Source organism: Nannocystis pusilla, from assembly GCF_020073745.1.
Taxonomy (GTDB): Bacteria; Myxococcota_A; Polyangia; order Nannocystales; family Nannocystaceae; genus Nannocystis; species Nannocystis radixulma.
On sequence record NZ_JAIRAU010000011.1, the window covers coordinates 187,403 to 208,294 of the forward strand.

Below are 20,892 nucleotides of genomic sequence, written 5' to 3' on the forward strand. Positions count from 1 at the left end.
GGCCCGCCTGCGCTCGAGCGACGAGCGCACTCGTCGAGGTCGCCGCGATTGTCGCTCGCGTCTGCGGTGGACTGCGATCGTGCCGCGCAAGGTCGCATCGCGCCCGGCCACGCGGCTGCCGTCGAAGCCAGGAGCGCGTCATGCTGGGGCCGATCGTGTAGGATGCGCTCCGTGACGCGCCCCGAATCGATGCCACTCCAGCTGCTCGCCGAGAGCATGATCGAGCTCCCCGCCGGGGCGATCGTGCTGCGCGACGAGGGCACGAAGACCAACTGGCGGGTCGAGCTGGCGGCGTTTCGCCTGGCCGCGGTTCCGGTGACCCGTGAGCTCTATGCGGCCATCGCCGGCGAGGCGCCCGCGAGCGCGGCGGGTCCGCGCACGCCGGTGACGGAGGTGTCGTGGAACGAGGCGGTGCGGTGCTGCAACGCGCTCTCGCGCGCGGTCGGGCTGCAGCCCTGCTACACGCTCGGCGACGACCCCGAGGGGCGCGACGTGGTGTGCGACTGGCGGGCCGACGGGTATCGCCTGCCGTCCGAGGCGGAGTGGGAGTACGCGTGCCGGGCCGGGAGCGCCGACGTGCGTTACGGCGAGCTCGACGAGATTGCCTGGTACCACGACAACTCCGGCGGTCGGGTGCACGACGTCGCGACCCGGGCCCCGAACGCGTGGGGCCTGTACGACACGATCGGCAACGTGTGGGAGTGGTGCTGGGACGTCTACGACCCCTCGGTCTACGGACCCTACCGCGTGTTCCGCGGCGGCGGCTGGAACGACCCACCGCGCGGCTGCCGGGCCTCGTGCCGCCGCAAGAGCCACCCGACCTTCCGCATCGACGACCTCGGGTTCCGCCTCGCCCGCTCGCGCTGACTACGATGATTCGCGGGACGGCTGCGAAGCTGTCCCGCGAGACAGGTTCGCTCAGGCGCCGGCGACCTTGAGGCGGATCCGGTAGACCCGCGCCTGCGCGGTGATGAACAGAGCCTTGCCGTCGGGGTCGCCGAACTTGCAATTGGTCACCTGCTCCGGGACCTCGATCGTGCCGAGCACGGTCGCGTCGGGCGTGACCACGCGGACGCCGCCGCCGCCGCTCACATAGAGGTCGCCGAAGGCGTCCACGGCCATGCCGTCGGGGTTGCCCGGCAGGTCGCTCTGGAGATCGACGAACACCTCGCCGCCGACGGCGTGGCCGTCAGCCTCGACGGTGAACACGCGGACGTGCTCGCCGTTGGTGTCGGCGACGTACAGGAGGCTCTCGTCGGGCGACAGGGCGATGCCGTTGGGGCGGTCGAAGTCGTCGGCGACCAGCGAAATCTGGCCCTGCGGGTCGACGCGGAACACGCCCTGAAAGTCGAGCTCCTGCTGGTTGGGCTGGATCCCGTAGGGCGGGTCGGTGAAGTAGATCGTGCCGTCGGAGCGGATCGCCAGGTCGTTGGGGCTGTTCAAGCGCTGGCCCTCGAACTCGTCGACGACGGTCTCGGCGTCCGGGTCGCCGATCGTGCGGCGGGAGATCCGTCGCCCGCCGTGCTCGCCGGCCACCAGGCGCCCCATGGCGTCGAAGGCCAGGCCGTTGGAGTTGCCGCTCGGCGTGATGAAGGCGCTCGGCTGCTCGCCCTCGGCCCAGCGGAAGATCGTGTTGGCCGGGATGTCGCTGTAGAGCAGGTAACCCTCGGGGTTCCAGATCGGGCCCTCGGTGAACATGTGGCCGTCGGCGATGAGCTCGAGCTCGCCGTCGACGATGTCGGCGAGCGACATCGGCGGGTCGACCGCGCCGGTGGTGCTGGTGCCGGTCGGATCGGTGGTCGTGCTGGTCGTGGCGGTGGTCGGCGGCTCGCCGGTGGTCGGGTCCGCGGTGCTCGTCGGCGCGGTCGACGTCGGCGTGTCGGTGGCGCCGGTCGTCGTCGTCGTCGTGTCGCTGCCGGTCGCGTCGGTCTCGCTCGCGTCGGTGCTCGTGCTCGTCCCGGTGCCGGTGTCGGTCTCGCCGGAACTGCCGCCGCACGCGAGCGCGAGCGAAAACATCCATGATACGCGCTTCATCATGACGACCCAGGTATCACGCCGGCGCCGCGGACGAAAGCCGCGTGGCGCTCGCGCGAGCCGCGGGCTACAGTGCGCTCATGGCGAAGGTCGGGCTGGTCGCGCTCATCGACATGGACGGTACCCTCTGCGATTACCAGGGCGCGCTGGTGCGCGACCTGGAGACCCTGCGGGGGCCCGCCGATCCGCCGCTGGGTGGCGAGGACGACAGCCCGCCGTGGCTGCGCGCGCGCGAGACGGTGATCCGGCGTCAGCCCGGCTGGTGGCGCTCGCTGCCGCGGCACCAGCTCGGCTTCGACGTACTCGCCGAATTGCAGGCGCTGCGCTTCGAGATCCACGTGCTGACGAAGGGCCCGGTCAACACGCCGAGCGCCTGGACCGAGAAGCTCGAGTGGTGCCAGCAGCACCTGCCCGGCGTACCGGTGACGATCACGATGGACAAGGGCCTCGTCTACGGCAAGGTCCTGGTCGACGACTACCCGCCCTACGTCGAGCGCTGGCTGGAGTGGCGACCGCGCGGGCTGGTGGTGCTGCCGGCCCAGCCGTGGAACCGCGGCTTCTCCCACCCCAACGCGATCCGCTACGACGGCAGCAACCTGCACGAGATCCGCGCGGCGCTGCGGCGGCTGTGCGAGGCCGAGTGATGCATGGTCCTCAAGACATGTTTAATTCGACATATCTTATGATAGGCGCGCATCAGAGCTCCGCTGCGACGCCGGCGATCGCTACACGGGCGTGATCGAGCTGGATGCACGACGGCATCGAATCCTCCAGCCCGTGCCGCCTCGGCGACGCCCCAGCGGGGACCCCGAAAAGCCCGTCCGGGTCCCCGGGAGCGGACCGCGCGAATCGCTCGCGCCGGGCCCGGAGCAGCTCGCCAAAAATTCTCGGGATCAACTTCGCCTCACCGACGACTCCTGTCTTGCTCGCCCCGCTCTCCGGCGCGAGACGCACGAGAAGCGTCTGATGAGGATTCGTTCGATCGCCACGAAGATCTTCTTGAGCGCCAATCTGCACGGCCGGCACGTCGACCGCGATCACGGGAGCCGCGATCCCCGCGTCGTTCGGCCCCGCGCTGTATGCGCTAGACGGCGAGCGAGGATCCTCGCGCGCCTTGCCCGGGCGACGTCCGAACCAGCCTGATACGGCCCACGTTCGGCTGCGCCGACGGCGGCCGCGAGCGGACCTCGGCGCCGCGAAGTTCTCCACTGTGACCATTCCGAATTGAACGACACCACGAGAAACGACACCATGTCCACGAAGTTCAGCATTCATCACTCCTTCCACGCCGGTCTCCTCGCGGCTGCGCTGCAGTTCGTCACCCCCGGTTGCGACGGCGAGGTCGCCGTCTCGATCAACGTCGACGGGCCGTCCGGCCCGTCTTGGGGCACCTGCGGCAACGGCCTGCTCGAAGCCGGCGAGCAATGCGACGACGGCGCGGCCAACGGCCCCGGCCAGGTCTGTCGCACCAACTGCCAGTTCAACACCTGCGGCGACGGCGAGCTCAGCCCGCACGAGGAGTGCGACGACGGACAGGGCAACGGCAACGACGCCGCCTGCACCGCCCAATGTAAGCACAACGTCTGCGGCGACGGCCTCGTCGGTCCGGACGAGGTCTGCGACGACGGCAACGACGACGAAGACGACTGGTGCAGCAACACCTGCGCGCTGCCGACCTGCGGCGACGGCGTCGTCCAGGCCGAGGAGGACTGCGACGACGGCAACGCCGTCGACGACGACGAATGCCGCAACGACTGCACCGCCCCCGTCTGCGGCGACGGGCTCGTCCAGCCCGGCGAGGCCTGCGACGCCGGCCCTGGCAACAGCGACGCCGGCGATTGCACCCTCGCCTGCGCCCTCGCCACCTGCGGCGACGGCCGCGTCCACATCGAGGGCAGCGGCGTCGAGGAGTGCGACGACGGCGTCGACAACGGCCCCGGCCACGCCTGCCTCGCCGGGTGCGTCCTCAACGTGTGCGGCGACGGCGACCTCGGCCCGGACGAGGAGTGCGACGACGGCAACGCCGTCAGCGGCGACGACTGCAGCCCCCTGTGTGCATTCGAGGAGTGCGGCAACGGCGTCCTCGATCCCGGCGAGCAATGCGACGACGGCGAGGACAACGGCCCCAATGGGGCCTGCCGCATCAACTGCACCCCCGCGTTGTGCGGCGACGGCATCCTCGCGGTCGTCGAGGCCTGCGACGACGGCAACAACGTCAGCGGCGACGGTTGCAACGCCAATTGCACGCTGCCCAAGCGCGTGTTCGTCTCCAGCACCGTGTACACCGGCAACATGGGCGGGCTCGCCGGCGCCGCGGCGGCCTGCAACGCTCGCGCCGCCGCGGCAGGCCTCGGCGGCACCTGGGACGCCTGGCTCAGCAGCGCCACGAGCACCCCGCAGACGCGCTTCACCCCGACGACCACCGGTTACGCGCGGGTCGACGGCGTGATCATCGCCGACGACTGGGCGGACCTCCTCGACGGCACGCTCGACGCGCCCATCAGCCTCACCGAGTTCGGCGTCACTGTCTCCTCCAGCGTGTGGACCGGCACCAACCCCGACGGCACCGCGGGCCTCTACATGTGCCAGGGCTTCACCACGACCGAGACCTACCACGGCGATGTCGGCACCTCCTCCTCGGCCCTTTCGACCTGGTCGAAGAGCGCGAGTCCTAATCCGTGCTCCTCTTCGCGGCGCATCTACTGCTTCGAGCAGTAGGAGAGAGTCGACTTCCGGCAGAGATTCCCAGCACTCACGAGCGCTCGGAGTCGCTGCCGCCCACGAGGTTGACGGGGATGTCGGCACCGCTGCCGGCGTCGGCCTCGCTCAGAAGACGTATTGCAGCGCCGGGTCCCAGCCGAGCAGCTGGATGTCGACCGGTGAGGGGCCGAAGCTCTGCGTCGGCGTCAGGTCGAACGCGCGCTCCTCGCTGATGAATGCCAGGCAGGCGTCGCCGTGGGCGTCGTGGTGGACGGCGAGCTTGATGAAGTCGGTGTCGAGGACGACCCCGTCGAAGCACAGGGTGAATTCGTGGATCTCGCACCCGCCGCCGTAGGCGACCTCGAGCACCAGCTCATCCCCGACGATTTTCGCCGTGTTGATGTCGAACGGGTCACCCGCCCCGAGGTCGGTGCAATTGGGCAAGGCATCACCGCCGGTGTCGCCGGTGGTCGACGTGCCGTCGGTGGTCGTGCTCGTCGTGTCGGCCGTGTCCGAGCCCGTGGCGGTCGTGTCGCCGGTGTCGGCGCTGGTCGTGCTCGTCGTGTCGCCGGTGTCGCCGGTGTCGCTGGTCGTCGCCAGCGTCGTCTCGAAGGTCGTCTCGGGCCCGCTGGTCGGAGCGCAGCGGTTGCACTCCCACTGGCCCGCGTCGGAGCAGACGCAGAAGTCGCAGCCGCCGTCGCCCTCGTTGGTTTCGCCTGGGGTGCACTCCGGCGTGGTGGTGGTCGAGCCGGTGTCCGTCGAGGTGCTCGTGGTCGCGGTGCCGGTCGAGCCGGTGTCGCCGCCGCCGGGCTCGGGTCCGCACGCGAGGGTGACGAGTGCGACGAGGACCGCCGCGGGGAGATGGCGAGGAAGGCAAGCCAAATGCATCCGCGGAGCATAGCCTGTCGGGGCGAGGCCAGCCCAGCGCACCCGCACGCGCCGGTCACTCACGCGCCGGAGCGGCTCAACGGGCCGCGCCGGTGAAGCGCAGGGCGACCAGGCTGTGCGGCGGCAGGGTCACCTGCACGCGCCCGCCGTCCTGCGCGAACTCGGTCGGCTCGACGTCGATCGGGTGGGCGTGCGTGTCGTGGTCGGCGGCCGGGGGGGCCCACCGGACGGCGGAGGAGGCGGTCCAGCCGGGCGGGAGGTCGAGCGAGAGGGTGTGGCTGCGCTCGAGGTCGCGGTGGAGGGCGACCAGGGTGCCAGCCTCGCCGGCGGGGTCGACGAACGCGGCGGCGTGGACCAGCGGGACGGAGAGCTTGCCTGACCCGACGGACATGTCCTGATGGACCTGTTTGTTGAACTCGAGCGGGGCGGTGCGCTCGAGCAGGTGCTCGCCGACGAGGCGGGTGGCCACGTAGCTGGCCTGTGGCGCGGCGGCGCCGTTCGGGCCGCGGCGGAACGGGTTGTACCAGGGCTCGAGCAGCGGGTCGCGGTCGGGCGCGTCGAGGGTCTCGAACTCGAGCGCGGCGTGCTGGCACGCGGCCTCGACGCCGAGCTGGGCGTAGAACAGCAGCATGCCGGCGACGCCGAGGCCGACGACCGCCTCCCGACCGCGGGTGAACCGACCGCGGAAGGCGGCGCCGGCGAGGTGGTACTCGGTGACGACGAGCTCGAGGCCGGGCCGGACCGCGTCGAGGGCTGCACGCGCGCGCGCGAAGCCGGGGCGGAACGCCTCGACGCCGGCGAGCGCGAAGAACAGGTCGTCGGGGTCGTCCCAGCCGAGCGGCCTGGCGTCGTCGAGGAGGTATTGATGGATCGCCGCGCCGGCGACCGCGGGTTCCTGCAGCAGCGGCGCGAGCGCCTGCACGGCCGCCTCGACCCCGCCCCACGCGTCCATCGACGCCTGCGACAGCGGGACCCAGAAGCGCGCCTCGGGCTCGACGGCCCGCACGGCGGCGACGTACTCGAGCGCGCGCGCGGCGTAGTCGGCCGCCGAGGAGCTGGGCCGATTGTGCCACCCGGGATCGCCGACGTGCGCCGCCGCGGGGTTGGCGTACGAATAGGGGGCGTCGGCGGCGTCATAGCCGGTGGTCCACGGCGCGTAGCTCTCGCTGCCGATCTCGAACTGGGTCTGCCGATACGGCTGGTCCTGCCCCCAGTGGTGGCGGGCGGCGACGTTGACGTCGGCGGCGTCGCTGCCGTTGAGGTGCGTGACGTAGGCGGCGGCCTCGCTGGCGGTACCTGACCCGAAGTTCAGGCCGACGATCGGCGCGGCGTCGGCGTCCTGCATCAGCGCGAAGTACTCGAAGGTCGCCATCGCATCGCCGGCCGCGGGCGCGTGGCCGGGCTCGACGTAGCGGTAGAAGTGATAGCCGTCGCCGCCGCCGACGCCGTCGATCTGATCGGAGAAGCGCATCAGCGGCGCGCGCCCGTGGCCGGGCCGCGCGTCGGCCAACGCCTGCGCCGCCGCGACCACGACCGGCGTGCGCCACTCGGGGTGCAGCGGGTCGCCCTCCGGCGCGTAGGTGGTCCCGCGGCCGAGGTCCCAGCCGATGAGGTCGCCGACCGGCTCGCCGGGCCGGGTGAAGCCGAGCGTGGCGTGGACGTCGCCCATCGTCACCGGACCGTTGCCCGTCGAGCTGCTCAACGCGCCGAGGGTGGTCACCGACGGCGCGATCGAGTTGCACGCGAGCAAGAGCGCAGGGACAAGCGACGCGGCGCGACGCACGGGCATCGCCCGGAAATACCACGATCAGGGATCGCCGGAGAAGGGCTTTCGCGCGACCGCAGGACGGGCCGCCCGCCGCGCGGGAGGTCGGGCCCCGGGGCCCATGCGCCCTCGCCTGCCCGCACGGTCCTCACATTCTCCGGCCTGGCCCTGCCCGCCTGTCCCGGACCGCAGACGGGCCCGGTCCCGCCGGAGCCGGCGGCGATCGCCGCCACGCCGGTCAGCGCCGACGTGCGACTGTTCGACGGCGAGGAGCTGGTCGAGCGCACGTCGGTGGCTGTCGGGGGCGACACGATCGTCGCCGTCGATCCCGACGTCCGCGTGGTCGACCCGGCGACGCGGGTCGACGGCCGCGACCTGAGCTCGCTGCCCGGCCTGATCGCCGCGCACACGCACAGGCGACCTCGAGCCCACGGCCTCGGCGCACCGTTCTTCGGCGCGATCGACGACGTGCGGCTCGAGTCGACGCAGGTCCGGCGAGCCCAATCCGCGCTTGATCGGACCCTGGCATGATCGGCCGCGGCGATTCGATCGTCGACCCGGACGTGCGTCACATTCGCGCGGCAGCTTGACTTCCGCGCTGGCGTCATTTAGACGTTCATCTAGGCGTCGAAATGTCAGGAAACGGACGATGGGCGGGCCTGGGTCGCCGGCGGGGCTCACAGTTCGCCGAGGCGCGCGAGGTAGGCGCGCCAGACGTCGCGGCGGAACACCACGCTGGCGGACCGGCCCTCGCGGACGATCTCGATCAGGCCGGCGGTCTCGAGCTCCTTGAGGTGGTGCGAGATCGTGGCCTGGCTGACGGCGTGGCACTCGACGATCGCGGCGCACGCCATCGGCACGCTGCCGGCCGCCGCCAGGTCTTGCAAGATCTTGAAGCGGCGCGGCTCGGCCAGGGCGCTGGAGATTCGCTGGAACTCGCGGTCTGTCAAGCGAGTCATCGGGCTCAGCGTAGCACGGACGGCGCCGGGGGGGCAGCCGGCCGCGGGGCGTGTGGGTGGTCACGCGCCGGCCGCGCTGACGAGAAATTCGCGACCCCGGAATTGACTTCGCCTGGTTCACATTTAGATTCTTGTCGAACTGTCTAACTGAAGACAGCGAGGAGAACGAACATGGTGGATGTATTGAAGGGCAAGGTCGCCATCGTCACGGGCGCGTCGAAGGGCATCGGCGCGGGGATCGCCAGGGCGCTGGCCGGGGCCGGCGCCGCGGTCATCGTCAATTACGCCGGCGACAAGGCGGGCGCCGAGCGGGTGGTCGCCGACATCGTGCGGACCGACGGCAAGGCGTTCGCGGTGCAGGCCGACGTGTCGAAGGCGGCCGACGTGAAGCGGCTGTTCGCCGAGACGAAGCGGCTGTTCGGCCGCCTGGACGTGCTGGTCAACAACGCGGGGGTGTTCCGCTTCGAGCCGCTGACGGAGTTCAGCGAGGCCGAGTTCCACCGCCAATTCGGCACCAACGTGCTCGCGCCGCTGCTGACGACCCAGGAGGCGCTGAAGCACTTCGGGCCCGAGGGCGGCAGCGTGATCAACATCGGCTCCTCGGTCACCCGCAAAGCGCCGCCGCAGTCGGTCGTCTACACCGCCACCAAGCACGCCCTCGACGGGATCACGGCCGCCCTCGCCGGGGAGCTGGGGCCGCGGAAGATCCGCGTCAACTCGATCAACCCGGGCGCGGTCGACACCGAGGGCGCGCGCTCGCTCGGCGTGATCGGCAGCGAGTGGGGCGATCAGATCGCCGCCCAGACGCCGCTCGGTCGCCTGGGCCAGCCCGACGACATCGCCCAGATCGCGGTGTTCCTCGCGTCGCCCGCGTCGGGGTGGCTGACCGGCGAGGTGATCGGGGCCGCCGGCGGGTACCGCTGATCCGCGCTGCTCGGGGCAAGTCGGGCGGCCCGCACAGACGCGCCGGCCCGCGACCGATGTCGGCGCCTGCGCGGGGTGTGAACATTCGGAGCTCGCCGCGATTGCGCGGCGGGCTCACGGCCAGACGTTGGTGCCCGGCGCTCCGGCGAGCGGACGGCGGGCGTTGATGACGCAGAAGCGCTGGCCGGTCGGCGCCTCCATCACCACCCAGCGCGCGCCCTTCGCGACCTGGCGCGCGCCCAGGCGCTCGAGCCGGGCGACCTCGGCCGGCTGATCGTCGGTCTCGATGTCGAGGTGGACGCGGCTCGGGTGCGTGACCCGCTGGACCTCGATGTGCAAGTCGCGGGCGCTGGCGTCGAGCACGGCGTACCCGTGGCCGTCGTCGCCCTCCGAATTCATGCCGAGGGCGCGGCTCCAGAAGGCGGCGGCGTCGTCGGGCGGGGTGTCCTGACAGTCGATGATGAAGCCGGCGAGGCGACTGTGGTGCATGGCCGAGGTGTACCACTTCCCGCTCGTTGCATCACCACGGACACGGCGCCTCGGCGAGCTCGACGGGTCGCCCCGGCGACCCGCGCACAGATCATGTCCGTTTGGACATACTTTAAAAAGACACATCGATGGCGCCGGGACGTCAGCGCCGGGCGCCGTAGTAGAACTGCGGGAACGAACGCGCCTGGAACTCGGCGATGAGGCCGCGGGGGAAGAACGGCAAGGTGTGGAGCTCGGCGAGCGGGACCCAGACGAGGCCCACCTGCGAGGGGTCGGGGTCGATCATGCGCAGCTCCTGTCCGGGCAGCAGGCGGCCGTGCACGAAGATCTCGACCTGGTGGAAGCCGGCGGGCAGGTTGGTCGCCTCGAGGCGGTCGGCGATGATCTCGCGGATGCAGGCGACGGCGCCGAACTCGGCGCGCGCGCCGAGCTCCTCGTGGAGTTCGCGGTGGAACGCCTCCTCGATGGTCTCGCCGTGCTGCACGCCGCCGCCGGGGGTCACGTACCAGGGGCCGCCGGCGTCGACGAAGTGGGCGAGGAGGATCCGGTCGTCCTCGATGAGGATCGCGCGCACGGCGAGACGTGGCATACGACAGATCCTACAACAACTGCGCGGCGGACGAATCGTCTCGCCCTTCCCCGCCCTCGCCCGCTATTTCACGGCCCGGACGTCGCGCGACGGGGCGACGGCCAGCGGGAGGCGCGGGTCCGGCGACTCTCGGTACCAGGTGCTGCAGTGCGGTTCGCCGCCGACGAACGACTCGTTGATCCGCGTGGCGCAGACGTTGGCCTCCTCCGGCGTCAGGCTCGAGTCGCAGCCGCCGAGCGTGTGGTTGACCTCGTCGAGCACGTCCTGCACCGACATGCCGCGGCACGGGCTGTCCTCGTCGGCGATGACGAGCGAGGGGAACGGCGCGCGGTCCTGGGACACGAACTCGTGCACAGCGCTGAAGCGGACGTTGAGGCTGAGCGCCAGCGCCTGCCCGGCGAGCACCGTACCCAGCGGCGGGTCGTTCACGCCGTGAAAGATCTTCATCTCCTCCTTCTTGAGCGGGCGCGCGTCGCCGCCGGCCGGCAGCGCCTTGCGGACGGCCTCCGAGCTGGTGAAGGTCGCCGTATTCGAACCGCAGCCGATCACGAGATAGTCGGGATAGGGGCATACGTCGTCGAAGTACTCGTCCCGCTCGCACCCCGGATTGCCGCCGCTGCACGTGCTCGACCAGCCGCCCTGGGTATGCGTGTGGTAGCCGCACACGGACTCCCCGCCGCCGTCCTTCGTGCCACCGCCCTTCCCGGGGTGCTCGTCGCCGCTGTCCCCGGGGTCCTCCTCGCCGCTGCCCTCGGGCTCCTCCTCGCCGTCGCCCTCGGGACTCGACGAGGTGAGGTAGCGGAGCTCCGCGGAATCGTCCTCGTGGTGACAGCCACCGGCGCCGACAATGAGCGCGGCGATACAGAGCCTACGAATTACGCTCGCCATATCGATCGTCCTTTTGCCGCGATACCCGCGGCGATCCCAGCTTGTGTCGATGCCTCGGGCGCGACCGGGGCACGCGGCGGTCGCGTCACGAGGCGGCGCGCGAGGGCTTGCGGCGGATCGAGCGCCACGACCCCCCGCGCGGCCTCCACGACGGTCTTCCGGCCGACCGAGCCCAGCGGACGCCGCGCAGGGCGGGCGTGATCTGCCTCCCCGATCCGGTGGCGCGCGCGCCTCGCCGCAATGCGAGGGGTCGGCCGAAGCGCCGGCGCATCGAGCGGACACTTGACACCGGCGATATTTCATTGCCCACACCTACACTGGCCACATGGCCATTGAGACATGTGGTGGGATATTGTCACTCTCCACTCGCTCCAGCAGAGGGGTCAAGGGCGAGCGTCCGTGGCCCGCGCTCCCCGCCGCCCCGGGCGCGTTCACCCGGCGGTCTCGTCGGGCACGCGCGCCAGCACGCGGTGGTACACCATCCCGTAATAACACTCGCCCTCGGCGTCGAGCGCCTCGAGGCCGGCGATGAAGCGCGCGGCCTCGGCGGGCGGGAGGCCGTCGAGCACGGCGTCGTCGGCGTAGCGGGTCATGAGGTCGCGCAGGTAGGGGCTGAAGCGCTCGTCGGTCCACAGGAACGACTGCCGCGGCAGCAGCGAGAAGCCGGCCTCGCGCACGTAGCGGCGCAGGCCGAGGCCCTGCCACGGCCGCTTGACGCGCACGTGCTCGCTCGAGATCCGCTCCGCGAGGTTGGGATCGGGGTGCGCGACGGTGGCGCTGGCGAGGTCCTGCTCCAGGAACAGGACATGTCCGCCGGGACATGTCCTCTGACGCAGCTCGGCGAGCAGCCGGCGCAGCGCCGGTTCGTCGAGGTACGGGGTGGTCACGGCGGAGACGACGAGGTCGGCGCGCGCGGGCAGCTCGGCCGGCCACGGGGTGCCGGCCTCCCACTGTGAGAAGCGCAGGCGCGCGGGCGCGTCGGCGGCGGCCCGGCGCGCGAACGCCAGCATGCCGGCGCTCTTGTCGGTGGCCCACACCTCGAGGTCGTCGTGCGCAGCGACGATCCGGCGCGCGAGCCCGCCGCTGCCGCACCCGACCTCGACCACGACCTGACCGGGGCGCAACAGCGGCAGCACCAGCGCGGCGAACATCGCCGCCGAGGCCGGCCGCTCGGCGCGCGCCTCCATGCGCCGGGCCGCCTGCTCGGCCTCTCCGGCGGCGTCGAGGCTGGCGTAGGCGTAGAGTCCGCGCGGCGACGACATGCGCCGACGATAACGCAGCCGCGCGCGGCCCGTCACGCGCGGAACATGCCCTCGCCGCTCACGCGCGGGCGCGCGGGCCTCGCTTGCTCGCCGCGCGTGGGGGCGAGAGCGCGGCGATCACCAGCTCGCGGAAGGCGCGGGCGCCCGCGTCGCGGTGGGTGCGCTCGTGCCACACGAGCTCGATCGAGAACGCCATCGGCGGGCCTTGCACGGCCAGCGGCACCAGCGGCGTGACGGGGGCCAGAGCCTCGACGACGCGGCGCGGCAGGCCGGCGACGTAGTCGCTGTTGGCGGCGACCACCGCGGCGGCGAGGAAGCTCGGCACGACCACGGCGATGTCGAGCGAGAGGCGCTCGGCGGCCAGCCAGGCCCGCGCCGCGCGGTGGCCGATGCCGCCGCGGCCGAGCGCGAGGTGGATGTCGACGAAGCGCAGCGCGGCCCACAGCTCGCGGGTGATCGGCTTGCCGGCGGCCGGGTGGTCGCGGCGGACCGTCATCACACCTGCCTCTTCGTACAGGTGCTGAGAATGCTGCCCGGGCCGCGGCTCGCTCACCGGGGCGATCGCCGCGTCGACCTCGCCGCCGGCCAGGCCGCCGACGGCCTCGAAGTGATCGACGCTGATCACCCGCAGCTGGGCCCGCGGCATCGCCCGCGCGAACACCCGCGCCACCCGCGGCAGATCGGTGATCTGGTGGGCGTCGGACAGCGCGAGCGCGAAGCTGCGGGTGGTGGTCCGCGGGTCGAAGCGCTCGGCGCCGGCGACCACCCGCTCGAGCTCGCGGATCGCCGCGCGCAGGTGGGGCTCGAGCTCGAGCGCCCGCGGCGTGGGGGTCAGCCCGCGGCCGCTGCGGACCACCAACGGGTCGCCCAGCTGCGCGCGCAGCTTGGCCAGCGAGTTGCTGACGGCCGAGGGCGTGACGTGCAGCCGCCGCGCCGCCGCGGCCGCGCTGCGCTCGGCAAGCACGGTGTGGAGCACGAGCAGCAGGTTGAGGTCGAGCGCCGAGATGTTCACTGCAAGTGATGTTTACCGTCACACATCATCACTTGCAATGAATGTCGCGTGGGCGAATCCTGCCGGCCAGGAGGTTACGATTTGACGAATTCGAACGGTCTCGCGGGCGCGCCGCGGTCGCGGGTGCGACGGGCGCTGGTGGTGGGCGGCGGGGTGGCCGGGCCGACGCTGGCGCTGTTCCTGCGCCGGCTCGGGGTCGCGACCACGGTGCTCGAGGCGCGCACGAGCGAGCGCGGCGACGTCGGGGCGTTCCTCGGCCTGGCGCCGAACGGGCTGCAGGTGCTGGCCGAGCTCGGGCTCGCCGGGGCGATCGCCGCGCGCGGAGCGGCGTGCCAGGGCATGCGCTTCGAGAACGCGCGCGGCCGCTGCATCGGCGTGATCGACCACCGCGACCACGTGCAGCGCTACGGGGCGCAGATGATGATGATCCGGCGCGCCGCGCTGCACACGGCGCTGATCGAGGCGGCGGCCGGGCGCGCGGCGGAGTGCCGCTTCGGCGCGCGCGTGGTCGCGCTCGACGAGCGGCCGGGCGAGGTGGTCGCGCGGCTCGACAGCGGCGAGGAGCTGGCGGCCGACGTGCTGTTCGGCTGCGACGGGGTCCGCTCGCAGGTGCGGGCGCTGACCCTGCCGGACGCGCCGGCGCCGGCCTACACCGGCCTGTGCGACGTCGGCGGCTTCGCGCGCTGCCCCCAGGCGCCGCTCGAGCCCGGCTGGACGGTGATGACCTTCGGCCGGCGCGCCTTCTTCGGCGCGTTCGCGGCGCCCGGCGGCGAGGTGTGGTGGTTCCACAACAACGGCGCGCGCGCGGCGATGCAGGCGCCAGACCCGGAGCAGCGGCGCGCGTCGATCCTCGCGCTCCACCGCGACGACTCGCCGTGGATCGCCGACGTCGTGCGCGCGACGCCGACGCTGCTCGGGCCGTGGGCGCTGCACGACATCATGACGATGCCGCGCTGGCACGCCGGGCGCGTGTGCCTGCTCGGCGACGCGGCCCACGCGACGTCGCCGAGCGCCGGCCAGGGCGCGTCGCTGGCGCTCGAGGACGCGCTGGTGCTGTCCCGCTGCCTGCGCGACGCCGACGCGCCGCAGGAGGCGTTCGCCCGCTTCGAGGCTGAACGCCGCGGCCGCGTCGAGGCGATCGTCCGCCAGGCGCGCAAGAACGGCGACGGCAAGGCGCCAGCCGGGCCCGTGGCCGCATGGTTCCGCGACCGCATGCTGCCGCTGTTCCTCCGCCTCGGCGCCAAGGCCCAGGCCGAGGCCTTCGCGCACCGGATCGAGTGGGCGGCGCCGGGGGCATGAGCGCGTCCGACTTCACTCGCATGACCGCCGTCAGAACGACGCCGGCAGGTCCCAGCTGGTGACCATGCCCTCCTGGACCTGCAGGTACTTGGCCGGCACGTAGTACAGCTTGCCGCTCGGGCTCACGGCCACGCGGCCGCGGTCGGGCATCATCGCGAACACCTCGAAGGTGCCGGTGAACGGCTCGATCGCCAGGACCTCGAGCGACGACATCGACGCGTACACGAGCCCGGAGAACGAGTCGTGACTGAGACCGGTGACGTGCGCGCCGAGCTCGGTCACGAGCTCCGACTGCTTGGTGAACACGTTGTAGCGGTACAGCGCACCGCCCTCGAGGGCGACCAGCAGGTGCGCCGGGCTGACCGCCGCCGAGGCGGTCACGCGGGCCGGGAAGTTGTGCACCACGTCGACCGTCGCCAGCTCGAGGTCGGCCGTGTTGTACTCGCCGTTCGCGGTGCTGTTGCCCACGTAGAGCACGCGGTCCTCGCCCCACGTCAGGCCCTGCGGCCCGGCGTCGGCGACGGCCGCCATGAACGGCCCGTCGCCGGTGGTCGTCATCGCCGGGATGACGATCGGCAGCGGGTCGACGGGGTCGTCCTCGACCAGCCGCGCGACGCCCTGCGGGACGTCGCCGAAGCAGCCGCCGATGCACGTGTACGTGACCGCGACCTCGCCCAGGCCCTCGACCGGCTGCGGCGGCTCGACCGGTCCTCCGGCCACCGGCGGGACCTCGTGCAATTGCGGGATCGTCAATCGCCGCAGCACCTTGACCTCGCCCATGTCGAGGTTGGACACACCTGCCCATTCGGTCAGCTCGCCATCGGGCCGCAGGCGCCGCAGGTAGTCGGTGCCGCTGCGCAGCGTCACCATCCACGCGGTGCAGTCGTCGGCGAAGTCGATGCCCATGATCTTCTCGGCGAACGGCCCGTTGAGCAGGTCGAGCCCCGGGTCGGCGCACTGCACCGGTCGATCGCAGGCGCAGGCGACCCCCCAGCACGCCTCGTCGCCGGTGCACGCCACCCCGGCGCACGGCGCCACCGGCACGCAGGCGCCCTGGCCGTCGCACACGCTGCCGGGCCCGCACTTCTGCGCGCCGCACGGCTCGCTCGCGCCGGCGAGGGTGCACGCGTCGGCCGGCGCGTGACAGCTGCCGGAGATGACGTCGCAGACCTGTCCCATCGGACATGGGTCCGGATCTCGCCCCTGGCAGGTCGTGACGCACTCGCCGTCGACGCACTGCTGATTGGGCTCGCTGCACGGGCCGCAGCCGGCCGGCTCGGTGGTGGACGTCGGTTCGCTCGCGGTCCCCGCGGTCGGGCCGGTCGTCGAGGCGGTCGCGCTCGCCTCGGAGCCGCCCTCGGTGGTGCTCGTCGTCGGCTGCGCCGTCGCGCCCGTCGTGGTCGTCTCGTCGGTCGTGCCCGGCGCCGTCATCGTCGCGCCCGGGCCCTGCGTCGCCGCGCCGGTGTCCCGCCCGTCATCACCGCAGCCGAACCCGCCCAGCACACCCACCAGCACGCCCCATCCCCATCGCCGCATCGTCGTCGAGCCCTCGCCCGGCGCACGCTATCACGTCGCCGCGTGCGAGGGCGCGCCCGACCCGGACGCGCGTGCGGACTCCGAGAACCTCCGAGGAACTCGCCGTCGTACCCGCGCGTCACGGCGACAGATCGAGCCACAGCACGTTCACGCGGCCGCTCGCGTCGATCGCCAGCGACGCCAGCCGCGTCGGGCTGTGCCAGGTCGGCCGCGTGATCGCGGCCCCGCCCGGAAACACCGCCGCGCCGAATGCCCCCACTCGCCATTGTGGCGACTGCTGGTTCAGATCGAGCCACAGCACATTGGCCAGGCCCTGGGCGTCGATCGCCAGCGCCGCGAGGATCTCGCTCGTCTGCCATGCGAGCTCCGAGACCCTCGTGCCCGGCGAAAAGCTCGCCGGCCCGAACGCGGCCGCGCGCCATTGTTGCGGCTGCTGTCCGCTGTCGGTCCAGGCGACGTTGGCCTGGCCATTGACGTCGATCGCCAGCGCCGCGACGACCGTCGGCGACTGTTGCACGAGATCGGTGACCGGCGCGCCCGCCGGGAAGGTCGGCGCCCCGAACGTCGCGGCCTGCCAGCCCTGAGCCTGATGAAGATCGAGCCAGAGGACCGCAGGACTGCCGCTCGCGTCGATCGCCAGCGCCGCGAGCACCCCGCTGGCTTGCCCCCCCAGCCCGCTGATCGGCCCGCCGGCGACGAACGTCCCCTGCTCGAAGGGATGGATCCGCCACCCCTGCGCCTGCGCCAGGTCGAGCCAGATCACGCTCCCGCGCCCGCCGATGTCGACCGCCAGCGCCGCGAGGATCGTCGGCGTCTGCCACACCGGATCCGTCACGTACGCGCCCGCCGGAAACACGGGCAGCCCGAACGGCGACACCCGCCACGGGGGGTTGTCCACGTCGAGCCAGACGACGTTGGCGTAGCCGTTGACGTCGACCGCCAGCGCCGCCAGCACCGTCGGCGTCTGGCGCACGAGCGCGGTGATCCGCCCGGCCGACGAGAACACCGCGGGCCCGAACGCCGCGACCTGCCATCTCTGCGGCTGCTGCTCCAGATCGAGCCAGACGACGTTGACGAACCCCTGACCGTCGACCACCAGCGCCGCGAGGATCGTCGGCGTCTGCCACACCAAATTGGTGATCCGCGTCCCGGGCACGAACGTCGCGGGGCCGAAGCCGGCGACCGCCCACTGCTGCGGATGGATGCTCGTGTCGAGCCAGATGACGGTGATGCGCCCGTCGCTCCCGACCGCCAGCGCCACCAGGATCGTCGGTGTCTGCCACACCACATCGGTGATCGGCGCGCCGGGCGGGAACACCGTGAATTCGATGGGAGCGACCTGCCAGCCCCCGGCCCGCGTCGCCGTCGCCTCCCCGTGTCCGCCCTCGCCCCGACCCATGACGTGCCTCCTGCTCCCGCGCGCAGGCTCTAACGGTGAACCCGCCGCACGAGATGTCGATGAAGCAAGCACAGCGCTGCGGCGGGAATCACAGCACGACAGGACCGCGCTCCTCCGCTCCGCGCCCGCTTCCGCCCGGCGCGGACGCGATGAACAGCGAACGCGTCGCCGCAATCACGACAGCCTGCGCGACGCACGAATTCACCCGACTCGCCGGCGCTGCCTCGCAAGCTCGCCGACGCGCCCCATCGCTCATGGAGCGAAGTAGCTCCCGGGACCCGGCGTCAGGATGTCGCTCCTTGACACCCGTAACGGGAGTCGTCCTGTCTCGAGTGAGACGCGTCGGCGGGCCGCCGCGGCCCACCGAACGAAGGCAATCACATGTCCCGAGAGACAGCCATCCTACGCCGCCTCGACGAGGTGGGGCGGCCACAGCTCGCGCAGCTCTTCCGGCAGCGTGCGGAGGATCGACGTCGTCTCGTCGAGGTCGACGTTGCGGCTCAGGGTCGCGAGCACCGCCCGCACGCCGGGCTCGAGGTCCTCGATCGGCCGCGCGTGGTAGCGGGTGGCGACGTGGGCGATGAACTCCTTGCGGGTGCGGATCCGCATCGGCACGTCGGACAGGCGCCAGCCGTCGTAGTAGAGCCCGCGGATCAGCACCGGCAGCTGCGCCGCCAGGTGGATCGCGTCGTCGGGTCGGAGCCGGTCGCGCAGCGTCCGCAGCGTCGCGCACAGCAGATGATACGCCTGCTGCTCGTCGGCCGACGGGAGCGCCGCGGTGATCTCGCGGATCCACTTGCTCGACGTCTGCAGGGTCTCCTGGAACAGGGTGAAGCGGTCGCTACTCATCGGAATCCCTCGGTGCAGACGGTCAACATACCCACGATCGTGCGCGGGTCGAGCGCGCTCGGCCGTGCCCCGCCGGCGGGTGCCGACATTCATCGCGCCAGCCGCGTGCGCACCGGCTCAGCCCGACCCGCCGCGGGCCTGTGGCGGCGCGCGCCGACGAGCCCGGCGAACCGGCGCTCGTGCCGCGGTACGATTTTCGGTCACGAGCCTGGCGGGCCGGCGGTCTAATCCGCGGCCACCATGAAGCGCCCCGCTCGTGCGCCTGTCACCGCGCCTCGACCGCGCCCGCGCGCTCGGCCGCGTGGCCCCCCGGCCGCGACGTGCCCGCCGATGAATCGCTGGTCCAGCTGCGCAGCCACATCGCCTCCGTGTCCGAGGCGCGCAAGGTCACCGCTTTCTACCGGCGCGAGCCCGAGGTTCGCAGCCGCCGCGACTTCGTCGCGGACCTGCGCCGGATCCTCGGGACCCTCCACCAACCCTGCACTTCGTGCATGAAGATCATCCGCACGCGATCGGTCGCGGCCTGGCGCAGTGGCTGGCGCGGCTGCCCGCCTGATGTGAATACCCGTTCGCACGCGCCGCGCTGCGGACAATGAGCTCACCTCGACGAGGACGTTCTCCGCCGTCAGGGATCCCGAGTCTCACTGGGGAATTCCATGACTCCTCCGCCTCGCGCGGCCTGCTCGCGGCCGCTTCACGCAATTTTGCGGCGCGAGCAATTGATCGGCCGCCAGGCGACACTTCCCGGTCGAGGCCGGCGACAAAGCCGGCCTCCGCGCGCCGGACCACGCTCGCATCTATCGTCCCCGATCGCTCCGCCGCTGACCTATTCATATTCCTGTATCTTCGGACATATCAATCGTCCCTCGTCCCGACCTGTCGCGCGCGGCTGCGCGTGGCTCCTGCGCCGTTCGTCGCCCGACGAACGCGCGGCAGCCCGTGCAGCCGCGGCCTTTTTCAGCGCAGCAGCAGGGCCGCGCAGACGACCACCGCCACCGCCACCAGGACCGCGAGCCTGACGCGCCGCGACGCCTCCGCCTGCGACCGACGCCGGGCGAACGACTGGTCGATGCGCGCCTTGCGGGCCGCGGGCATGAACGCTTCCACGTCGTCGACCAGCCAGCGCTCGTCTGCGGGCACGGCGATCGGTCCACCCGAGACCGTCAGCACCCCGCGCGGGCGCAGCGTGAAGGCCGGCTCGCGCACACGCCGGGCCACGTAGCCGCCCGGCAGCGCGACCTCGTCCTCGGTCGCCGCGTCGAGCGCCGCCAGCAGCGACTCTGCCAGCGGCCGCCGCTCGGCCCCCTGCGCCTCGATCTCCGCCAGCTCCGCCTCGAGCGCCGCGAACTCCGGCGCTCGCAGGTGGGCCGCGAGGTCGGCGAAGCCGACATCGTACAGCGACAGCGCCCCGCCGGTCAGCGCTCGCAGCACGCGGTCGAACGCCCGCTCGAGCGCGCGGTAGTCCCGGCGCTCGTCGTCGACCTCGTCACCGTCACCGGCGACCTGCCCCAGCAGGTCGCCGTATTCACCCGAGAAGCCGCGCACCCCCTCGCCGTCGTGGACCTCGACGCTGCCGCCCGAGGCGACCCGGTGGTACGACACCGAGATCGTCATGTAGCCGGCGAACGCCGCCTTGCCGGCGGTCGCCTCGTCGACCACGACGAGGGCCGCCTCCGCCAGCCGAGCCTGCAGCCGCGGGCATGACGACAGATCGGCGCGTTCCTCCGGCGGGCGCACCGCGAGGCGCCGCGCGACCTCGCGGGGGATCAGCCACAGCTCGCGCTTCCAGTCGGACAGCTCGGGCAGATCGGTCTTGCCCGCCAGGGCCCCGCGGACGAGCTCCGCCTGCCCGCGCCCGTCCCACCGGTGGGGGTCGATGGCGATGAGTCCAGGGATCACGAGCGCTTCGGGCATGGCAACTCCGGCCGCACCCTAGCACGGCGCCGCGCGGCCCTCCACCGGCCAGCCAGCGGCCTCGGCCTTCCTGTCGCCGAGGACATGCCCGATCGGGCATGTCGGGCCGCTCGATCTGCCCCGCCCCCGGCGCCTGCGTCAGCCCGCGCAGCAGCGCGTCGCCCAGCTCGCCCCCGCGGCCGAGTGCACCGCGAGATCGGCGAGGCCGCCACCGAGCTCGCCGCCGCCGGCACGCGCCACCTTGCCGGCCGGCTGCAGCTCGCCTGGCCCGAGGTCGCCGCCCTCGACGCCCTCGCCCCGCGAGCTGCGCCGGGCCGGGATGTCCCTGGTACATGTCTCAAAAGACATACCCTTTAAAACATGCCTCGATAGACATCTCCAGCGA

The 20,892-nt window shown here is 72.3% G+C and carries 22 protein-coding genes; 7 read left to right on the plus strand and 15 right to left on the minus strand.

The genetic code is table 11. The features are described from left to right. Window positions 1–216: 216 nt before the first annotated feature. Window positions 217–867, plus strand: coding sequence for a formylglycine-generating enzyme family protein (locus tag K7C98_RS12330; RefSeq protein WP_263429450.1), 651 nt, complete (start codon window positions 217–219; stop codon window positions 865–867). A gap of 51 nt (window positions 868–918) precedes the next feature. Here the strand turns inward: K7C98_RS12330 and K7C98_RS12335 are convergent, their stop codons facing one another. Further along, window positions 919–2,034 (minus strand): SMP-30/gluconolactonase/LRE family protein, encoded by a 1,116-nt coding sequence (locus K7C98_RS12335; RefSeq protein WP_224191816.1) that lies wholly within the window; start codon window positions 2,032–2,034, stop codon window positions 919–921. A gap of 80 nt (window positions 2,035–2,114) precedes the next feature. On the opposite strand from K7C98_RS12335, the gene K7C98_RS12340 reads away from it, so the two are divergent. Beyond that, window positions 2,115–2,678 carry a 5' nucleotidase, NT5C type gene (locus K7C98_RS12340; RefSeq protein ID WP_224191817.1) on the plus strand — a complete coding sequence of 188 codons (564 nt, stop codon included), beginning with the start codon at window positions 2,115–2,117 and terminating at the stop codon, window positions 2,676–2,678. Window positions 2,679–2,730: 52 nt separating this feature from the next. On the opposite strand, the gene K7C98_RS12345 is transcribed toward K7C98_RS12340, so the two are convergent. After that, window positions 2,731–3,075 carry a hypothetical protein gene (locus K7C98_RS12345; RefSeq protein WP_224191818.1) on the minus strand — a complete coding sequence of 115 codons (345 nt, stop codon included), beginning with the start codon at window positions 3,073–3,075 and terminating at the stop codon, window positions 2,731–2,733. 210 nt (window positions 3,076–3,285) lie between these two features. Between K7C98_RS12345 and K7C98_RS12350 the strand changes: the two genes are divergently transcribed. Next, window positions 3,286–4,752, plus strand: a complete 1,467-nt coding sequence (locus K7C98_RS12350; RefSeq protein WP_224191819.1) for a DUF4215 domain-containing protein — start codon at window positions 3,286–3,288, stop codon at window positions 4,750–4,752. A 108-nt stretch (window positions 4,753–4,860) separates the two neighbouring features. Here the strand turns inward: K7C98_RS12350 and K7C98_RS12355 are convergent, their stop codons facing one another. Together K7C98_RS12355 and K7C98_RS12360 are read right to left on the minus strand one after the other, a co-directional pair. Then, a complete protein-coding gene (locus tag K7C98_RS12355; protein ID WP_224191820.1) occupies window positions 4,861–5,622 on the minus strand; it encodes a hypothetical protein in 762 nt (253 codons plus the stop codon). Window positions 5,623–5,698: 76 nt separating this feature from the next. Beyond that, window positions 5,699–7,411: a hypothetical protein gene (locus K7C98_RS12360; protein ID WP_224191821.1), complete on the minus strand. Its 1,713-nt coding sequence runs from the start codon at window positions 7,409–7,411 to the stop codon at window positions 5,699–5,701. 225 nt (window positions 7,412–7,636) lie between these two features. Here K7C98_RS12360 and K7C98_RS12365 point away from each other — a divergent pair, with 225 nt between their 5' ends. Further along, window positions 7,637–7,918 carry a hypothetical protein gene (locus K7C98_RS12365; RefSeq protein WP_224191822.1) on the plus strand — a complete coding sequence of 94 codons (282 nt, stop codon included), beginning with the start codon at window positions 7,637–7,639 and terminating at the stop codon, window positions 7,916–7,918. A gap of 146 nt (window positions 7,919–8,064) precedes the next feature. On the opposite strand, the gene K7C98_RS12370 is transcribed toward K7C98_RS12365, so the two are convergent. Then, entirely contained in the window at window positions 8,065–8,346 is a 282-nt protein-coding gene (locus tag K7C98_RS12370; protein WP_224191823.1) for an ArsR/SmtB family transcription factor, read from the minus strand. A 174-nt stretch (window positions 8,347–8,520) separates the two neighbouring features. Between K7C98_RS12370 and K7C98_RS12375 the strand changes: the two genes are divergently transcribed. Next, on the plus strand, window positions 8,521–9,270 hold the full coding sequence (locus tag K7C98_RS12375; RefSeq protein WP_346660278.1) for an SDR family NAD(P)-dependent oxidoreductase: 750 nt from the start codon (window positions 8,521–8,523) through the stop codon (window positions 9,268–9,270). 114 nt (window positions 9,271–9,384) lie between these two features. On the opposite strand, the gene K7C98_RS12380 is transcribed toward K7C98_RS12375, so the two are convergent. From K7C98_RS12380 to K7C98_RS12400, 5 genes are all read right to left on the minus strand, one after another. After that, on the minus strand, window positions 9,385–9,759 hold the full coding sequence (locus tag K7C98_RS12380; RefSeq protein WP_224191825.1) for a VOC family protein: 375 nt from the start codon (window positions 9,757–9,759) through the stop codon (window positions 9,385–9,387). Window positions 9,760–9,901: 142 nt separating this feature from the next. Next, the gene (locus K7C98_RS12385; RefSeq protein WP_224191826.1) at window positions 9,902–10,348 is read right to left on the minus strand and encodes an NUDIX domain-containing protein; all 447 of its coding nucleotides are present in this window, start codon (window positions 10,346–10,348) and stop codon (window positions 9,902–9,904) included. A 63-nt stretch (window positions 10,349–10,411) separates the two neighbouring features. Beyond that, window positions 10,412–11,236, minus strand: a complete 825-nt coding sequence (locus tag K7C98_RS12390; RefSeq protein ID WP_224191827.1) for a hypothetical protein — start codon at window positions 11,234–11,236, stop codon at window positions 10,412–10,414. Window positions 11,237–11,667: 431 nt separating this feature from the next. Further along, window positions 11,668–12,498, minus strand: a complete 831-nt coding sequence (locus tag K7C98_RS12395; RefSeq protein WP_224191828.1) for a methyltransferase domain-containing protein — start codon at window positions 12,496–12,498, stop codon at window positions 11,668–11,670. 58 nt (window positions 12,499–12,556) lie between these two features. Then, window positions 12,557–13,510 (minus strand): LysR family transcriptional regulator, encoded by a 954-nt coding sequence (locus K7C98_RS12400; RefSeq protein WP_224191829.1) that lies wholly within the window; start codon window positions 13,508–13,510, stop codon window positions 12,557–12,559. Window positions 13,511–13,591: 81 nt separating this feature from the next. Between K7C98_RS12400 and K7C98_RS12405 the strand changes: the two genes are divergently transcribed. Further along, complete coding sequence (locus tag K7C98_RS12405; protein WP_224191830.1) at window positions 13,592–14,809, plus strand: FAD-dependent oxidoreductase; 1,218 nt, start codon at window positions 13,592–13,594, stop codon at window positions 14,807–14,809. Between the two features lie 30 nt (window positions 14,810–14,839). On the opposite strand, the gene K7C98_RS12410 is transcribed toward K7C98_RS12405, so the two are convergent. The 3 genes from K7C98_RS12410 to K7C98_RS12420 all read right to left on the minus strand — a co-directional run bounded on the left by K7C98_RS12410 (window position 14,840) and on the right by K7C98_RS12420 (window position 18,593). Beyond that, window positions 14,840–16,345 carry a hypothetical protein gene (locus K7C98_RS12410; protein ID WP_224191831.1) on the minus strand — a complete coding sequence of 502 codons (1,506 nt, stop codon included), beginning with the start codon at window positions 16,343–16,345 and terminating at the stop codon, window positions 14,840–14,842. Between the two features lie 118 nt (window positions 16,346–16,463). Continuing rightward, window positions 16,464–17,744 carry a hypothetical protein gene (locus tag K7C98_RS12415; RefSeq protein ID WP_224191832.1) on the minus strand — a complete coding sequence of 427 codons (1,281 nt, stop codon included), beginning with the start codon at window positions 17,742–17,744 and terminating at the stop codon, window positions 16,464–16,466. A gap of 402 nt (window positions 17,745–18,146) precedes the next feature. Continuing rightward, complete coding sequence (locus K7C98_RS12420) at window positions 18,147–18,593, minus strand: DUF2267 domain-containing protein (RefSeq protein WP_224191833.1); 447 nt, start codon at window positions 18,591–18,593, stop codon at window positions 18,147–18,149. Between the two features lie 320 nt (window positions 18,594–18,913). Here K7C98_RS12420 and K7C98_RS12425 point away from each other — a divergent pair, with 320 nt between their 5' ends. Next, window positions 18,914–19,189 carry a hypothetical protein gene (locus K7C98_RS12425; RefSeq protein ID WP_224191834.1) on the plus strand — a complete coding sequence of 92 codons (276 nt, stop codon included), beginning with the start codon at window positions 18,914–18,916 and terminating at the stop codon, window positions 19,187–19,189. Window positions 19,190–19,550: 361 nt separating this feature from the next. Here the strand turns inward: K7C98_RS12425 and K7C98_RS12430 are convergent, their stop codons facing one another. Beyond that, entirely contained in the window at window positions 19,551–20,507 is a 957-nt protein-coding gene (locus tag K7C98_RS12430) for a hypothetical protein (protein WP_224191835.1), read from the minus strand. Between the two features lie 138 nt (window positions 20,508–20,645). Then, window positions 20,646–20,855, minus strand: coding sequence for a hypothetical protein (locus K7C98_RS12435; protein WP_224191836.1), 210 nt, complete (start codon window positions 20,853–20,855; stop codon window positions 20,646–20,648). Window positions 20,856–20,892: the final 37 nt, after the last annotated feature.

Bases quoted from the DNA above. Each gene is read 5' to 3' on its own strand.
- K7C98_RS12330 (WP_263429450.1), top strand. From the start codon at position 217: ATGATCGAGCTCCCCGCCGGGGCGATCGTGCTGCGCGACGAGGGCACG.
- K7C98_RS12335 (WP_224191816.1), bottom strand. From the start codon at position 2,034: ATGAAGCGCGTATCATGGATGTTTTCGCTCGCGCTCGCGTGCGGCGGC.
- K7C98_RS12340 (WP_224191817.1), top strand. From the start codon at position 2,115: ATGGCGAAGGTCGGGCTGGTCGCGCTCATCGACATGGACGGTACCCTC.
- K7C98_RS12350 (WP_224191819.1), top strand. From the start codon at position 3,286: ATGTCCACGAAGTTCAGCATTCATCACTCCTTCCACGCCGGTCTCCTC.
- K7C98_RS12355 (WP_224191820.1), bottom strand. From the start codon at position 5,622: ATGCATTTGGCTTGCCTTCCTCGCCATCTCCCCGCGGCGGTCCTCGTC.
- K7C98_RS12360 (WP_224191821.1), bottom strand. From the start codon at position 7,411: ATGCCCGTGCGTCGCGCCGCGTCGCTTGTCCCTGCGCTCTTGCTCGCG.
- K7C98_RS12370 (WP_224191823.1), bottom strand. From the start codon at position 8,346: ATGACTCGCTTGACAGACCGCGAGTTCCAGCGAATCTCCAGCGCCCTG.
- K7C98_RS12380 (WP_224191825.1), bottom strand. From the start codon at position 9,759: ATGCACCACAGTCGCCTCGCCGGCTTCATCATCGACTGTCAGGACACC.
- K7C98_RS12385 (WP_224191826.1), bottom strand. From the start codon at position 10,348: ATGCCACGTCTCGCCGTGCGCGCGATCCTCATCGAGGACGACCGGATC.
- K7C98_RS12390 (WP_224191827.1), bottom strand. From the start codon at position 11,236: ATGGCGAGCGTAATTCGTAGGCTCTGTATCGCCGCGCTCATTGTCGGC.
- K7C98_RS12395 (WP_224191828.1), bottom strand. From the start codon at position 12,498: ATGTCGTCGCCGCGCGGACTCTACGCCTACGCCAGCCTCGACGCCGCC.
- K7C98_RS12410 (WP_224191831.1), bottom strand. From the start codon at position 16,345: ATGCGGCGATGGGGATGGGGCGTGCTGGTGGGTGTGCTGGGCGGGTTC.
- K7C98_RS12415 (WP_224191832.1), bottom strand. From the start codon at position 17,744: ATGGGTCGGGGCGAGGGCGGACACGGGGAGGCGACGGCGACGCGGGCC.
- K7C98_RS12420 (WP_224191833.1), bottom strand. From the start codon at position 18,593: ATGAGTAGCGACCGCTTCACCCTGTTCCAGGAGACCCTGCAGACGTCG.
- K7C98_RS12430 (WP_224191835.1), bottom strand. From the start codon at position 20,507: ATGCCCGAAGCGCTCGTGATCCCTGGACTCATCGCCATCGACCCCCAC.
- K7C98_RS12435 (WP_224191836.1), bottom strand. From the start codon at position 20,855: ATGTCTTTTGAGACATGTACCAGGGACATCCCGGCCCGGCGCAGCTCG.